18 protein-coding genes are annotated in these 13,568 nt (G+C 61.9%); 17 read left to right on the top strand and 1 reads right to left on the bottom strand.

Annotated features, from left to right (window positions below; all coding sequences use genetic code 11):
• The first annotated feature begins 46 nt into the window (after positions 1–46).
• The 10 genes from BUE09_RS06305 to BUE09_RS06350 are packed head-to-tail and all read left to right on the top strand — an operon-like array spanning position 47 to position 7,275.
• A complete protein-coding gene (locus tag BUE09_RS06305) occupies positions 47–988 on the top strand; it encodes a phage major capsid protein (RefSeq protein ID WP_073299839.1) in 942 nt (313 codons plus the stop codon).
• A 56-nt stretch (positions 989–1,044) separates the two neighbouring features.
• Positions 1,045–1,545, top strand: coding sequence for a hypothetical protein (locus BUE09_RS06310; RefSeq protein WP_073299840.1), 501 nt, complete (start codon positions 1,045–1,047; stop codon positions 1,543–1,545).
• A 3-nt stretch (positions 1,546–1,548) separates the two neighbouring features.
• The gene (locus tag BUE09_RS06315) at positions 1,549–2,238 is read left to right on the top strand and encodes a phage adaptor protein (protein ID WP_073299841.1); all 690 of its coding nucleotides are present in this window, start codon (positions 1,549–1,551) and stop codon (positions 2,236–2,238) included.
• A complete protein-coding gene (locus BUE09_RS06320) occupies positions 2,235–2,798 on the top strand; it encodes a hypothetical protein (RefSeq protein ID WP_073299842.1) in 564 nt (187 codons plus the stop codon). The genes BUE09_RS06315 and BUE09_RS06320 overlap by 4 nt, the downstream gene beginning before the upstream one ends.
• Before the next feature lie 49 nt (positions 2,799–2,847).
• A complete protein-coding gene (locus tag BUE09_RS06325) occupies positions 2,848–3,252 on the top strand; it encodes a phage tail fiber protein (RefSeq protein ID WP_073299843.1) in 405 nt (134 codons plus the stop codon).
• A gap of 4 nt (positions 3,253–3,256) precedes the next feature.
• Positions 3,257–4,636, top strand: a complete 1,380-nt coding sequence (locus BUE09_RS06330; RefSeq protein ID WP_073299844.1) for a hypothetical protein — start codon at positions 3,257–3,259, stop codon at positions 4,634–4,636.
• Positions 4,637–4,645: 9 nt separating this feature from the next.
• Positions 4,646–4,963, top strand: coding sequence for a phage fiber-tail adaptor protein (locus BUE09_RS06335; RefSeq protein WP_073299845.1), 318 nt, complete (start codon positions 4,646–4,648; stop codon positions 4,961–4,963).
• A complete protein-coding gene (locus tag BUE09_RS20460) occupies positions 4,960–6,525 on the top strand; it encodes a hypothetical protein (protein WP_073299846.1) in 1,566 nt (521 codons plus the stop codon). The genes BUE09_RS06335 and BUE09_RS20460 overlap by 4 nt, the downstream gene beginning before the upstream one ends.
• Positions 6,526–6,535: 10 nt before the next feature.
• Entirely contained in the window at positions 6,536–6,883 is a 348-nt protein-coding gene (locus BUE09_RS06345) for a hypothetical protein (protein ID WP_073299847.1), read from the top strand.
• Positions 6,880–7,275, top strand: a complete 396-nt coding sequence (locus BUE09_RS06350; RefSeq protein WP_073299848.1) for a DUF4376 domain-containing protein — start codon at positions 6,880–6,882, stop codon at positions 7,273–7,275. The genes BUE09_RS06345 and BUE09_RS06350 overlap by 4 nt, the downstream gene beginning before the upstream one ends.
• Positions 7,276–7,393: 118 nt before the next feature.
• Here the strand turns inward: BUE09_RS06350 and BUE09_RS06355 are convergent, their stop codons facing one another.
• Positions 7,394–7,777, bottom strand: a complete 384-nt coding sequence (locus BUE09_RS06355) for a hypothetical protein (RefSeq protein ID WP_143164632.1) — start codon at positions 7,775–7,777, stop codon at positions 7,394–7,396.
• Positions 7,778–7,948: 171 nt separating this feature from the next.
• Between BUE09_RS06355 and BUE09_RS06360 the strand changes: the two genes are divergently transcribed.
• From BUE09_RS06360 to BUE09_RS06390, 7 genes are all read left to right on the top strand, one after another.
• Positions 7,949–8,284 carry a M15 family metallopeptidase gene (locus BUE09_RS06360; protein ID WP_073299850.1) on the top strand — a complete coding sequence of 112 codons (336 nt, stop codon included), beginning with the start codon at positions 7,949–7,951 and terminating at the stop codon, positions 8,282–8,284.
• Positions 8,281–9,906: a hypothetical protein gene (locus tag BUE09_RS06365; RefSeq protein ID WP_073299851.1), complete on the top strand. Its 1,626-nt coding sequence runs from the start codon at positions 8,281–8,283 to the stop codon at positions 9,904–9,906. The genes BUE09_RS06360 and BUE09_RS06365 overlap by 4 nt, the downstream gene beginning before the upstream one ends.
• A gap of 28 nt (positions 9,907–9,934) precedes the next feature.
• Positions 9,935–11,362, top strand: a complete 1,428-nt coding sequence (locus tag BUE09_RS06370) for a phage tail tip fiber protein (protein WP_073299852.1) — start codon at positions 9,935–9,937, stop codon at positions 11,360–11,362.
• Between the two features lies 1 nt (position 11,363).
• Entirely contained in the window at positions 11,364–11,645 is a 282-nt protein-coding gene (locus BUE09_RS06375; RefSeq protein WP_073299853.1) for a hypothetical protein, read from the top strand.
• Positions 11,645–12,361 carry a hypothetical protein gene (locus tag BUE09_RS06380; protein WP_073299854.1) on the top strand — a complete coding sequence of 239 codons (717 nt, stop codon included), beginning with the start codon at positions 11,645–11,647 and terminating at the stop codon, positions 12,359–12,361. The genes BUE09_RS06375 and BUE09_RS06380 overlap by 1 nt, the downstream gene beginning before the upstream one ends.
• A gap of 61 nt (positions 12,362–12,422) precedes the next feature.
• Entirely contained in the window at positions 12,423–12,893 is a 471-nt protein-coding gene (locus BUE09_RS06385) for a hypothetical protein (protein WP_073299855.1), read from the top strand.
• Positions 12,890–13,567 (top strand): hypothetical protein, encoded by a 678-nt coding sequence (locus BUE09_RS06390; protein ID WP_073299856.1) that lies wholly within the window; start codon positions 12,890–12,892, stop codon positions 13,565–13,567. Before BUE09_RS06385 ends, BUE09_RS06390 begins: the two co-directional genes overlap by 4 nt.
• Position 13,568: the final 1 nt, after the last annotated feature.

The following is a 13,568-nucleotide window of genomic DNA, read 5'->3' on the forward strand; positions in this document are numbered from 1 at the left end:
AGCGCCCTGTAACGCCGTGAGGCGTCACGTTCAGGAGTAACACAACATGGCAGGTCCAACCCGCGCCGCTGGCGCACCCAACTACAGCTCGTCCGGCACCGCCGGTTTCATTCCGGAAATTTGGTCCGGGAAACTGGTTGAGAAACTGTACGCAAGCACTTGTTTTGGCGAGATTGCTAACACCGATTACGAAGGCGAGATCAAGAACAAGGGCGATACCGTCCAGATCCGCACCGTGCCGTCGATCACCATCAAGGACTACGAGATCGGTGGCGGCCTCACCTACGAGAAGCCGACCAGCGATAAGGTCGAGCTGCAGATCGACAAGGCGAAGTACTTTGCCTTCGAGGTCAACGACATCGACCGCTACCAGGCCGATATCAAGCTGATGGACGAGTTCTCGGACGACGGCGGCGAGCAGATGAAGATCGCCATCGACACCGACATTCTGTCCCGTCACTACGTCGATGCAGCTGCCGAGAACGCCGGCGCTACTGCTGGCGCCAAGTCGGCCAGCTACAACCTGGGCGCTGCCGGTGCGCCGATCGCGATCACCAAGGAAAACGTCCTCGACGTGCTGGTGGACTGCGGCTCGGTACTCGACGAGCAGAACGTGCCGGAGACCGGCCGCTGGGTCATCCTGCCGGCCTGGATGAGCGGGATGCTGAAGAAGTCCGACCTCAAGGACGCCTCGATCATGGGCGACGCGCAGTCGGTCTTCCGTAACGGCAAGCTCGGCACCCTGGATCGCTTCACGGTGTACATCAGCAACAACATGAGCATCGTCGACGACGCCACCGCGGCGAAGAAGGCGACCAACATCATGTTCGGCCACAAGAAGGCGCTGACCTTCGCCAGCCAGATGACCCAGATGGAGACCCTGCCCAACCCGCAGGACTTCGGCAAGCTGGTGCGCGGCCTCAACGTCTACGGCTCCAAGGTCATCGACCCGAAAGCCATGGGCCACCTGTACGCCGCTCGCGGCTAACCCCTGCAGCAGAGCCGTCTTTCGGGGCGGCTTTGCCGTTTCTGGAGTAACGATTCATGGATCTAGCTGATCTGATTGCAGCGGTGAAGGCCGCAGCAACTAAGGATGCGCTCGAAACGCTGGTGAAGGACGAGCTCTCCCTCGATCTGGACAAGCGTAAAACGCTCAAGGCATTGCGTGCCGAGGTGCTGAAGGGGCTTGGCGAGACTGTGGAAGAGAGTGGCGACGATGATGCTGATGGCAGCGAAACCGGCACTGGCAGTCCTGGCGAAAGTCCGGAGAACGGCACCGCTGCCGCGCAAGCGCCTGAGCCAGCTGCTGCGCCCGCTCCAACGCCTGACCCAGAATCCACTGCTGCTGCGCCTCAGCCGGTCGCAGCGACAACGTCAATCGTCACACCAACGCCAGCATCGGTAACCCCGCCTGCTCTGGACGAAGCGCCCGAACCGGCGATCAAACCCGCCGTAGGCAATCGCCTGCTGCGCCACAAGGTCACCGGCCGCACCGTCCTGTGGACGCCGGCCCTGTCCAAGCTGGCCGACCTGGAAGAGGTATAAGCCATGGCGATCACCACCGTGGGCGAGGTCATCCGGCGCGTGAAGCTGATCTTGCAAGAGGTTACGCAGAACGGCACGCGCTGGACGAACGAAGAGCTGCTGGGCTGGCTGAACGAAAGCTATCAGGCCATTGTGGCGATCAAGCCTGATGCCAGCTCAGTGAACAAGGTGGTCGATTGTGTAGTGGGCTCTCGCCAGGAGCTGCCGGCCGATGGCCACCGCTTGCTCGACGTCGTACGGAACACGGCGGCAGGGTCGAACGGCTACAGCGTGATGAAGACGAGCCGCAACGCTCTGGACGCCACGCGCCGCGGCTGGCACGGCGAAACCCCGAGCGTCACGATCGAGCAGTTCGTGTTCGACGATCATGACCCCAGGCACTTCTACGTCTACCCGCCGGCCGCTGCGACGGCCAAGCTGGAAATCATCTACTCGGCGGTGCCACAGCCGCATGCGAATGCCCAGGCTACGGCCAGTTCTACGGAAGTGATCCGGCTCGGCGATTCGTTCGCGCCTGCCATCGTCGACTACATTTTGGCCCGCGCGTACAGCAAGGACGCTGAGCATGCGGCAAACCTGCAGCGGGCCCAGATGCACAGCAGTTCGTTCGTGAACATGCTGGGCGCCGAGGCTCAGGCAGGGATTGTCTTCAGCCCTAACCGTGAACGGGCCGGTAAGGGTGCGCCCGCATGAGCCTCAATGACTTGGTCGAAAGCCTGATCATCGAGGTGCCGGGCTGCCCCCTGCCGACTATCCGCGACATGCTCCGCTGGGCGCAGCGCGAATTGTGCAGCGAAGGTAACGCTTGGATCGTTAGCGACGGTCCGGCGGTTGTCGGCGCCAATACTCCGTTCGCGGAAGTGGAAGTGCCGTCGGATGCCGAAACGCTGCGAATCGTGCGCCTGCTGCAGGACGGTCGTGAGCTCAAGCCCGGGTTGGACTACCGCCAGACCGGAAGCAATGGCGTGGAGTTTCTGCGTACCACCCCGCAGAGCGTCACGCTGCTTGGCGCGATCGCTTGCCGCCCGGCCTATGGCAAGGACATGCCCGCCGAGCTGATTAGCCGTTGGGCTGAAGCGCTGCTCGATGGGGCCCGCTCGCGCCTGCTGATGCTGCCGCAACCCTGGCGCGATGTGCAGCTGGCCGAGCACAGCCGGCGCAAGTTCTTGGATTACCAGGCCGAAGCGCGTTCCCTGGCCGTCGATGGTTACCAGTCCGGCAGCGTCAGGATGCAAACCCGGCGCTTCATCTGATACCCGAAACACCCCTTGAATCCTGCAAGTCAGCCCGGGAGGGCCACCTATGTCTGCGTTTTCCGATTACCTCGAAAGCACCTTGATCAACGCCACCCTGCGCGGCGGCACCTATACCGGAGGTGGCGTGTACGTTGCGCTGTTTACGGGTGATCCCACTGATGCCGGTACCGGCGCCGAGCTGGTCGACAGCGGTTATGTTCGTCAGCGTGCCCACGCGTCGGTCGCATCCGACGGCTTCACCGTGCCGGCGAACGGATCGACCAGCAACGCCCGCAACCTGATCTTCCCGGCCATCGTCGATGCGCAGAAGACGATCACCCATTGGGGCATCTTCGATGCGCAGAACAGCGGCAACCTGCTGTACCACGCTGCCATGCTCAACCCGAAGACCCTGGATCCGACCGACGTGCTGTCGTTTCCGATTGGCTCCCTGATCATCACGCTGAGCTAAGCCCATGCGTATCGGTCATTCACTATTCGGCGGAGCCGTCGCGGGGCTCGTCATCGCGTCGGGCGTTGCCGCGTGCACGGCCGGCGCATACGCGCAGAACGAGGTCACTCGCCATTTTGAAGGGCAGGCGACTGCTGTTGCGGTTGCAAGTGGCGATTGTCGACGGGTTGCAGGAAATTACCCTGCCACACTGTCATGCAAGGCCGAGGCGTCTGGCGCGGCATCTGTCGACTTCCGCCCCCTGCCTGTAGCAATCGCAGGCTCCGCGCAAGCGGCCGGCGCCGCATCGGTCGAATACTTCGCCTACAGCTTCGGCAATGCCAATGCGCGCATGGATGGCGCTCCGGTTCGGCGGGTCAAGCTGTTCCCGCGTCAGGCGCAAGCGCTTGCGGTTGGGGAGGCGGACGTTCAGACCTGGCAGCTCGGTTATGCGAAACCGGCCATAGGGCGTGCGTTCGGCTTCGGTACGACTTACCACGTTGGGCACGGTTTGGGGCAGGGGCTCGCATCCGGAAGCGGGGCGCCTGCGCTTGAATTGGGCGCAGCCGGTTCTGGGCTAGCACCGGCCAGTGGTTCTGCGCTTGCCGCATTCACCATTGGCGTTGCGGGCATCGGTGACGCACCCGCGGCAGCCATGGGGGACGCGGCTGTTACCCGAGGCGGAGTTCGTGAGTTCGATGCCAATGGCATTGGAGCTGCGACAGTAACGGCCGTGGCGGGTACGGTCGGCATCCACCAGGCTCAAACCGGTCGCGCGGTTGCCCAGATCGTTGCCTATCCCAAATGTCAGATCGGTGGGAAAGGGCGGGCCATGGCGTCGGCTCACGGCGATGGCGATGGGCTGGGAACGGCTACGGGAGCGACCGCTGCGCCAGGTGATACCAGAGCCACGGCAATCGGGGCGGGTCGGTACCTGGCCAATGGGGCGGCAATTGCATCGGCGAAAGCCAGCGGCACCGGTAGTGGTGAGACTCATCAAACACGCGTCGTCGGCAAGCCTGGCAATAGCTCAGCTGTCTGCATCGGCGACGGGGTGCGCGTTGTCGTCGGCGGTGGCAAGGCCGGCAGCGCCGCCAGCATCACCATGATCGTTGGGCGCCGTACCGTCACGGCTGTTCCAGATCGTGTTGCAGCGAAAGCGAACGCGCGATCAGGTGCGACGGGCTTAGCCGTTCAGGGGAAATCAGCAATCGCCAACGCCTTGGTTCAAGGCCAGGGCCGGCGACGCTTGATTGGGGCGGGCGTCGCGTCGGCAGAAGCACATGCGCAGGGCGCAAACCAAATCAACGATCTACTACCGGCACCCGGGGAGCGCACGCATGTGGCTGGCTCTGCTGCCCGGTTGATCGTTATCGGCGAAGAACTGCGGCTGCTGGCCGCGTGAGGATTGTCCGTGACGACATTTACCAAGCAGCCGCGCGACATCCTCGACTACGACGTGGACATGAGCGAGTGGTTCGCATCGATTCCCGGCGATGACATCGAGGGCGTCGCGGTGCTGGTGGCCAGTGCCGCCGAGCCAGTGCCGACGCTCGAAGCCGGGCCTTCGCCGCACCCAGCCATTGTGCTGATAGGCGCGAACCCTGTGCGCTTCAAGCTCTGGCTAGGTGGCGGCACGCAGTACGTGGATTACACGGTGACCTGCATCGTCACGACTGAGCAGGACCGCACGAAAGAAATCGAATTTAAGATCAAGGTGCGCGACAAATGAGCAGCTTTGAAAACTTCGTTCAATGTCGAATTGTCACGCCGCTGGCCGCCTCGGCAACAGATGTCGCACTTTATGCTGCGGTAGCGCCGTACAGACTGCCACCCGAGGCTGGCGGCGTGCTAGTGCTTACGGATAGCCCCGGCAACCCGAGCGTTGTCGAGGTCATCCGCTACAGCCATCGGACCGGTCTGGCGCTGTATGGGCTGCAGCGTGGCCAAGAAGGCACGACCGCTCGTGACTGGACTGGCCCCGTTTTCTGCTACCAGGCACTGATGGCAGGCGACTTCCAGTCGATTCTCGATGAGCTAAATGCGGGTATCGATGGCAAGGTCGACAAGGCTACTGGCCAGTCGCTGATGACGGATGCCGAGCGGACCAAGCTGTCAGGCATCGCTGCGGGCGCGCAGGTCAATACCATTACCTCTGTGGCTGGCAAAACTGGTGTCGTCGCCCTGGCGAAAGGTGATGTTGGGCTGGCTAACGTCGACAACACCAGCGACGTGAACAAGCCGGTATCGACTGCCCAGCAGACAGCGCTGGATGGCAAGGTCGGCACAGGTGATGCCCGCCTGACCGATACCCGCGAGTGGACAGCCACCACGGTAGCTCAAGCGGAAGCTGAAGCAGGCACAGCGACAACACGGCGTGCGTGGACAGCCCAGCGTGTACGTCAAGCCGTCGCCGCCTGGTGGGCTGCCAGCGCCATGAAGACCAAGCTCGATGGCATAGCGTCCGGCGCTACCGCTAACGCTACCGATGCCCAGCTGCGGGACCGTGAGACCCATACCGGTACGCAGGGTGTGGGGACGATTACAGGACTAGGTACTGCTGCTACTGCGAATGTTCAGACCGGCCCGGCCGACACAACTGCCGGGGCGCTGATGGCGGTGGGGGCGTTTGGATTGGGCGCCGCAGGAATAAGCATACCGACCACGGAAGTGTTTCAAGCGCCGGGCGAATACAGCGGCGAGCTGACCGTAACTGGCGTGCCGGCAGGGGTGGGCGGGCGTAGCCAACAGAAGTTTATAGGCACCCCGACCTATGGAATGCAGCTGCTTTTCAACGTAAACGATTCTGACACTTCCAATCCTAACGCTATCTGGTTCAGGCACTGGCGTGGGGGGTCGCCGGTAGGCAACTTCAAGCGGCTTGTGCATTCGGGCAACATCCTCGGCACCGTCTCCCAATCCGCTGGCATCCCCACGGGCGCGATCATCGAGCGCGGCAGTAATGCGAATGGGGAGTACGTCAAGTGGGCTGACGGCACTATGGAGTGCCGATATACCGAGAGCACGGTGAGAACCGCATCCAAGCAGATTAGCGGGACCACCACATACAACACAGGTGCGGTTGCCTTCGTTTTTCCCGCTGCATTCGCAGCAGCGCCTACTGTCTCCCCTCACTTTTATAGAGAGGTGGGCGCAATTTGCCACGGCGCAACAACCAGAGGTGATGCAGGGCTTACCACATCGGGCGTAGAGCTGATTGGATTCGTCAGTTCAACATCCGGCACGTCGACAGGTCGCCTCGGGTACGTCGCCCGCGGGCGTTGGTTCGTATAAGGAGCACTCAATGCACATCACCCTATCCCCCGTCCGCCTAGACGAAACCCTGACCGCCTCCCTCACCGGCGACGTGCTGACCCTCAACGGCCAGCCCTTCGATTTCACTCAGCTTCCCGAAGGCGGCACGCTGCCTGCTGACGCCATTGCATCAGAATGGATCGTCGGTCCCGTATCGCGCATCAACGGCGAGCTGCGCCTGACCCTGCGGCTTCCTTATATCTCAGACGGAAGTCACTTTGCGCCTGAGCCGATCCACGTAACCGAAGACGGCCCTATCCCGCTGCCGCTCGACCCTGAGCCGGAGCCAGAAGTAATCGAAGAACCCGTTGTGGAAGAAGGGGTAATCGAAGCATGAGCATCGACTGGAGCCAACTGATCACCGCCGAAGACAAGACGGCACAGGCTCGACAAGCTCTTGTCGCAGATATCGCGGCGCGCCGGTGGCAAGCTGAGACGGCAGGCATCACCGTCAATGGCATTGCGATCGACACAGGGCGCGACAGTCAGGCACTGATCACCGGCGCCGCGGTATCCGCCATGCTGGATTCTGCGTATGCCCTTCGCTGGAAAACCCCGGCCGGCTTTGTTGATCTGGAAGGCCAGCAGATCATTGCGATGGCCACTACCGTTCGCGCCCATGTGCAGGCCGCGTTCGATCGAGAGGCAGATTTGCTGCAGGCACTGGCAGACGGCACCTTCCTCGACAAAATGCTGGAGGAGGGCTGGCCCGGTGCAGGGCGTGGCTGATGTTGGTCGCCATCAGTATTGGCTAAATCGCGGTACAACAAGGGGAGAAATGAGCTGGCGCGGCACCTACGGCTCGAAACGGTGAGGGAGCGAAACATCTGCGTCCAGGGACGTCCCCTCAACCCTGGGGCTTGTGTTGGTCTACAGCTAAAGCTGCCAGCAGCACGTTACATAGCACCAGATAGCCCTCTGCATGGCCGATGTCTTCATCAAAAAGCGGCTCCCCGTCTTCGTTGAGGAAGACGCCTTGGCGGTCCACCAGGAAGCTGCCAATGCCCGCAAGCTTTGCGCTTAGCTCGTCGAGCTTACGCACCAAAAGCCGTCCGACTACCTGCCCTTCATGCATCGCCTGGGTTAGCTGCACTTCAACGACTATCCCATAGGGTTGGGTGCCCAGCTTGATCAGCGCTTGCGTCTCATCGTAGGTGGCCGGCACCTTCAAGTACATCAAGCCAGTACGGTTCCAGCTGTCGGCCATATCCGCGAAACGGTTCGTGATCATTGCCCAGCAGCTTCGGTGTTTATTGAGCAGCCGGGTGGCTTGATCAGTGTCGTTTATCAGTGATGTGAACATCGGAAGATCCCTCGTTAGTTACAAATTGAGAATTCTACGCACAGCGCATACGCAATTCACTGACAGCCCGCACGGGCTTTTTTTTGCTTGGAGAAAACCATGAGCCTTGGCCAGAAACAGCGACAGTTCACCCGCCTGATCGGCTTACTAATTGAGTACGCCTACCAGCAGGGCTACGAGCTGACCTTCGGCGATGCTTACCGTGACCCGCGCGTGCACGGCCAGGTTGGCGAAAAGAAGTCGTATAGCTCTGCCGTCAGCCTGCATAAGGAGCGCTTGGCCGTGGATTTCAACCTGTTCAAGGATGGGCAGTACCTAACCCGGAGCGAGGATTACGCCCCGCTCGGGGAATACTGGGAGTCGCTTGGCGGCACCTGGGGCGGTCGGTTCAACGACGGCAACCACTTCAGCCTCGAGCATGGTGGCCGGAAATGAAGATTGCGTTGGCCGGTTTCCGCGGTGAAATGCCCATCGTGGATGAACGCCTGCTGCCGGAGCAGAACGCACAGGTCGCCCGCAACGTCTATCTTCGCCGGGGCACCCTCAAACCGGAGCGCGCACCGGGCCCGATAACCGGGCTGCCCAATGTCGTGGCTCCGTCGTCGCTATACCGCTACCCGAACGGGAACAATGGTGCCGGCTTCTGGATGATCTGGGGCAACGGCAAGCCGGTGCATGCCGTGAAGTCGCCGTTGGCTGATGACGCCTGGCAGCGCGTCTATTGGACTGGCGACGGAACGCCGAAGATGGGCGGCATCGCTGAAATCACCGGCGGCGCGCAGCCTTTCCCTGCGCGGAGTTTCCGCCTTGGCATTCCGGCGCCGGCCGCAGCACCCGTGGTCGCCGCGCCGACCGACCGTGTATCCGACGATGAGCAACCGCTGACCGCGGTGCAGACGTCCTATGTGGTGACGCTGATCAGCCGCTTCGGTGAGGAAGGGCCGCCGAGCTTCGCCAGTACACCGATTATCCGCTGGGATATGGTCGACGATGCTCCTGCGGGCGGTTCGGTGAACCTGAGCCTGCCGGCCATTCCGAGCGGCGCGCACGACATCATCACCAAGCGCATCTACCGCGCCGAGTCGTCTGGCGTGTTCCAGCATGTCGGCGATGTGCCGGCGGCGCAGGGCTCGTTCACCGACGCGGTGCCGAGCGAAAATATCGGTGTCTCGCTGCCCTCGCTGGAATGGGATATGCCGGATGACCGCCTGGTGGGGCTGACCGCGCTGCCGGGCGGCTTCTTGGCCGGCTACTTCGGCAACACGCTGTGCTTCAGCGAAGCCTTCTACCCGCACGCCTGGCCCGTCGCGTATCAGCTCGCCTTCAGCGAGGACATTGTGGGCGTCGCTGCCGTGGCGGGCGGCCTGGTGGTCGCCACCAATGGGCGCCCGCACATGATTACCGGCTCGTCGCCGGCGGCCATGGCCGATATGCACCTGGACGAGGATCAGCCGTGCGTGTCCGGTCGCTCGCTCGTGGACATGGGCGAATATGCCGTTTATGCCTCACCCAATGGCTTGGTAGCGGTCGGCGGAGGATCCGCGCAGCTGCTGACCAAGACCATGATTTCCAAGGAGCAATGGAAAGCGCTCAAGCCCGAGACGATCCACGCCTATCGCCATGATGGCCGATACCTCGCGTTCTATCAGAGCGGATGCTTCGCGTTCACCCCAGGCGAGGGCTTCGAATTCTTCGACGTCAGCGCCACGGCCGGCTGGTACGACTTAGACAAGGATCAGCTGTGCCTGATTCAGGGGAACAGCATCACGGCCTGGGGAAGCGGCGCGGCAATGACGCTGCGCTGGCGCTCGAAAGTACATGAGATAGCGCCCGGAAGTGGCGGATTTTCATGCGCAAAGGTGATTGCTCGGCAGTACCCGGTTACGCTACGCCTGATTGCTGATGGGGTGACGATGCTGGAGCTACCCGTGGCCAGCCGCGACCTGTTCCGCCTGCCGGCTGGCTACGCGCTATGCCGGGACTGGGAGGTCGAGGTGGTCGCCGCGTATGAGGTACAGTCCGTCCAGATCGCTTCCTCGCCCAGCGAGATCGTCTGACCAATCTATCGCCTGCCGGGAGGCACCGATGACCACAAGACGCAAGACGCTACCGGCGCTGTCGCCGAAGGCGCCGGCTGAACTCCGCCCGTTGTTCGCGGCCATGGCCGAGATACTAGAAACGGGTGAGGGGGTGCGCGGTGACAAGCTCGACCGCAAGCTCACGCTGCGTGACCTGCTCGACGGCGGCTTGGCCAAGCTGCGCGTGCCAGGCAATCCGGATGCCGGCCTAACCCAGCCCGCCGGCCCGCAGGACATGAGCGTGCCGCCGCGGCCGATTGGTTTCGCGGCGGATGGCAGTTTCTTCGGGATGATTCACCTGACATGGGAGCGCCCGCAGGAGCAGTACAACAACCACGCCTTCACCAATATCTACCGCAGCGAAGAGGACAACTTCGCCACGGCGCAGATCATCGGGCGCGAGGCCGGGATGTTCTACAGCGATGTGGTGCGCAACGACACGATTGCGGTCGATGACCCGCTGAGCCTGCCGGGTTACTACTACTGGATCACCTTCAGTTCGACCTCCAACATCGAGGGGCCGCCGAACTCACCGAACGGCACCTTTGCCCAGCCGCTGCCCGATGCGGCGTATCTGCTGGGGCAGCTGTCCGGTCAGTTGGGCGAGTCGCAGCTCGAGCAAGGGCTGCGCACCCGAATCGACCTGATCGATGCGCCGGCGTCCGTCTCCGGATCGGTGGCCGCTCGTGTGCAAGGTGAGCGCACCGAGCGAATCCAGGCGGACGAGGCCCAGGCTCAAGAAATCAAGACACTCTACAGCCGGTACGAGGATGCAGCCGCCGCGATACAGCGAGAGCAGACAGCTCGGTCGACTGCTGACGAAGCCTTGGCGCAAAGCGTCGAGACGGTGCAAACGACCGTTGGTAAGAACACCGCGAGCATCCAGCAGCATTCGAAGAGCATCGACGGGCTCTCGGCCCAGTACAACCTGAAGCTGGATGTGAACGGTTACGTATCCGGCTTCGGTGCGGTTAACGATGGCGCGACCGCAGACTTCGCGGTGCTGGCCGACCGCTTCTGGATCGCACGGCCTGGCGCCGCAGCGTCAGCGGTGAAGCCGTTCATGGTCATTGATGGAAAGGTCTACATCGACAGCGCTTTCATCCGCGACGCATCGATCCAAGAGGGCAAGCTCGGGCCCATCACCTTCGGCAAGATCTTCGATGCCGCCGGCAAACCGATCACCACGCTGGCGGGCAAGCTGCGGGCCGACATGCTCGATGTCGACAGTCTGCGCGTCGGGGATGCGAACATCAGCGGAGTGCTCAAGTCGAGCGCCACCGATGGGCACGGGCGCCCGCGCTGGCAATTGGACAAGGCCGGCGGATTTCAGATGAATGGGGGCGGCACTGGCGGTCGCATGGAGCTGCAGGAAAACCTCATTCGCATGTGGTACCCGAACGGCAGGCTGCTGCTGCGCATGGGGAACTGGTGATATGCCTAGTGGCCTCGAAGTGTACGACCCAGCCGGCAATCTGATCATGGATGGCACGGGCCGCTACGGTCGGATCATTGACATCTTTCAGCCGAACTTAGGTGCGGGCAGCAAAGCCTATCCGGACATCGATCCAGACTCACTGGATTTCGTATACTTCCAGGGCGACGAATGTGCGTTGTCCGTTTGGAAAGACGGCCAGAGCATCAAATGGAACCGCAAGAGTAGCTACTACTCGGGCGGCTTCCGTGGCGCCAGGCAGCTGATTGTGGTCGCGTTCTGATGCCTGGCTTCGAGATATTCAACGACGCCGGCTACAAGATCGCTGGCAACGATTATCCGAACCTGGTGCTGTACGGAAAAGGGCAGCTCACCACCACTGATTTCAACATCAATGGGCCTGGCTTCGACGGGCGTTCATATATCGGCAGTGCCGTTGTTCCTGATGATGGCGGAACAGTGCGGTTCTACCGCTCGATATCCGGGCATCACATGGTCGAGCAAGGAGGCCGGATATTTTCGGAGTCACGCGGGGCGCTGTTCGAGTACTACTCCTTCGGGCCGGTGGTAGCTGACGAGTCCAGTGGCGGCTTCGAGTTGTACAGGGAGGACGGCCAGTTGATGTTCTGCACCGCACGTCCGTTCCTGCGCCTGGCAGGGGTGTACGTCGACACGAGAAAGCCGGACAACCCTGAGGTTATGAATGCATCCGGGTACGCTTTCACAGCGAAGACAGCTTTCGCTCAGGGTACAAGGAAGTTCGCTTTCCAGTTCTCTAATGCACACCTGCAATATCGCCTCTACCGCTTTGCCGATCGTCCTTACAGCGTTAGCTATGAGTACGTCCGCGCGGCTGCGCTCATGGCGGACGGCACTTTCAAGTGTCGCTATCTCAACCGCTACAACTGGACGCATTCGATCGAGCGTCGGCGAGTCTGGGAAGTAGCCAATGGTGATGCTCCCCAGCGAATGTTGATCGCTGATGTAACCGGTCTCTGATGCTCTGCATAGTGGCGCTGCGCTGCTATCATCCACTTCATGTCATTGTCGGGAGACAACGATGCCACAGCCCAATGAGCGGGCGTTTCTTCAGCATGTGCTGAAAGATAACGCCGCGGCGATTCTTTTCTGCGAGGCGCTATTCCGCGTGTCGCAAGTTCTTGATGACCTGATTGACGGCGACAAGCCCGTCACTGGTGATGCGATCTACCGCGCCTTCTGGGAAGCGATGATCGATATTCCTTCGAACACCTTTTACCGCGCCCATGAACCGACGCTGCGCCCGCTCATGGCTGCCGCCCTGCAGGACTGGCGCGACAGCGTGACGCTGGAGCGTGACGGCGACAGGCACGGTCGCTCGTTGGCCTTTGTCCTACGCGACCAGCTGACGAGCCTGGTCGTTCAGTGTGCCGGCCTGATTGGCGGCTTCGCCTGGATGCAGCAGGTGTCGGTTGAAATTCGCCGGCATTTCCATGAGGAGAAGCTGGACGACTACCTGAACGAATTCAAGACAGGGAGGGCCGATCCATGAGCGGCGGCGGTGACAGCGACAACACGGTCAAGGACACCCCAGAACAGCGCTATGCGGCGCAGGTGGCTGCGGAGAAATGGAACTTCGCCCAGAGCAACCTCGCCCCGCTGGAAGACCAGTACATGGCCAACGTCGAAGATATGGATTCGGCGGGGCGCATGAGCTACATCCGCGGCCGGACCAATCAGGCGTCCATGGATAACTTGAGCCAGGGGCTGCAGCAGGTCGATGCGCAACTGGGGCAGGCCGGTATCAACCCGAACAGCGGGCGCTGGCTGGGCACCCAGACGGACTTCGCCGAGCAGAACGCACAACAGGGCGGCGAAACTATGGGGCGGGCTCAGTTTCAGCAGCAGGCGGAACAGGTCAAAGGCCTGCAGAACATCGTCGCCATGGGCTCCGGCGAATCGACCCAGGCGCAGGCCGGCTTGAGCGATATTGCCGCGACTTCGGCAGCCGATGCGCGCAGTGACGCCGCCAACAACTTCAATCGGCGCAGCGCCAATCTGCAGCTACTCGGTACTGCGGTAGGTGCTGCAGCCAACTACGGGATGAACAAATTCAGCGCAGCGCCTGCTGCGGCTGGCGCCGGCTCCAGCGCCGGGCTTTCCGGTTTCGACAACGGCTACGGGCTCAGTAGCGGTTCCGTCAACGGCCTGAGCTACGGAGGCTGAT

Source organism: Stutzerimonas xanthomarina DSM 18231 (assembly GCF_900129835.1).
GTDB classification, from domain to species: domain Bacteria; phylum Pseudomonadota; class Gammaproteobacteria; order Pseudomonadales; family Pseudomonadaceae; genus Stutzerimonas; species Stutzerimonas xanthomarina.

What these genes read in the sequence shown, in the direction of transcription:
- BUE09_RS06375 (WP_073299853.1), top strand. Translation starts at nt 11,364, where the DNA reads ATGCCTAGTGGCCTCGAAGTGTACGACCCAGCCGGCAATCTGATCATG.
- BUE09_RS06315 (WP_073299841.1), top strand. Translation starts at nt 1,549, where the DNA reads ATGGCGATCACCACCGTGGGCGAGGTCATCCGGCGCGTGAAGCTGATC.
- BUE09_RS06385 (WP_073299855.1), top strand. Translation starts at nt 12,423, where the DNA reads ATGCCACAGCCCAATGAGCGGGCGTTTCTTCAGCATGTGCTGAAAGAT.
- BUE09_RS06350 (WP_073299848.1), top strand. Translation starts at nt 6,880, where the DNA reads ATGAGCATCGACTGGAGCCAACTGATCACCGCCGAAGACAAGACGGCA.
- BUE09_RS06320 (WP_073299842.1), top strand. Translation starts at nt 2,235, where the DNA reads ATGAGCCTCAATGACTTGGTCGAAAGCCTGATCATCGAGGTGCCGGGC.
- BUE09_RS06355 (WP_143164632.1), bottom strand. Translation starts at nt 7,777, where the DNA reads ATGATCACGAACCGTTTCGCGGATATGGCCGACAGCTGGAACCGTACT.
- BUE09_RS06305 (WP_073299839.1), top strand. Translation starts at nt 47, where the DNA reads ATGGCAGGTCCAACCCGCGCCGCTGGCGCACCCAACTACAGCTCGTCC.
- BUE09_RS06370 (WP_073299852.1), top strand. Translation starts at nt 9,935, where the DNA reads ATGACCACAAGACGCAAGACGCTACCGGCGCTGTCGCCGAAGGCGCCG.
- BUE09_RS06325 (WP_073299843.1), top strand. Translation starts at nt 2,848, where the DNA reads ATGTCTGCGTTTTCCGATTACCTCGAAAGCACCTTGATCAACGCCACC.
- BUE09_RS20460 (WP_073299846.1), top strand. Translation starts at nt 4,960, where the DNA reads ATGAGCAGCTTTGAAAACTTCGTTCAATGTCGAATTGTCACGCCGCTG.
- BUE09_RS06390 (WP_073299856.1), top strand. Translation starts at nt 12,890, where the DNA reads ATGAGCGGCGGCGGTGACAGCGACAACACGGTCAAGGACACCCCAGAA.
- BUE09_RS06380 (WP_073299854.1), top strand. Translation starts at nt 11,645, where the DNA reads ATGCCTGGCTTCGAGATATTCAACGACGCCGGCTACAAGATCGCTGGC.
- BUE09_RS06365 (WP_073299851.1), top strand. Translation starts at nt 8,281, where the DNA reads ATGAAGATTGCGTTGGCCGGTTTCCGCGGTGAAATGCCCATCGTGGAT.
- BUE09_RS06310 (WP_073299840.1), top strand. Translation starts at nt 1,045, where the DNA reads ATGGATCTAGCTGATCTGATTGCAGCGGTGAAGGCCGCAGCAACTAAG.
- BUE09_RS06360 (WP_073299850.1), top strand. Translation starts at nt 7,949, where the DNA reads ATGAGCCTTGGCCAGAAACAGCGACAGTTCACCCGCCTGATCGGCTTA.
- BUE09_RS06330 (WP_073299844.1), top strand. Translation starts at nt 3,257, where the DNA reads ATGCGTATCGGTCATTCACTATTCGGCGGAGCCGTCGCGGGGCTCGTC.
- BUE09_RS06345 (WP_073299847.1), top strand. Translation starts at nt 6,536, where the DNA reads ATGCACATCACCCTATCCCCCGTCCGCCTAGACGAAACCCTGACCGCC.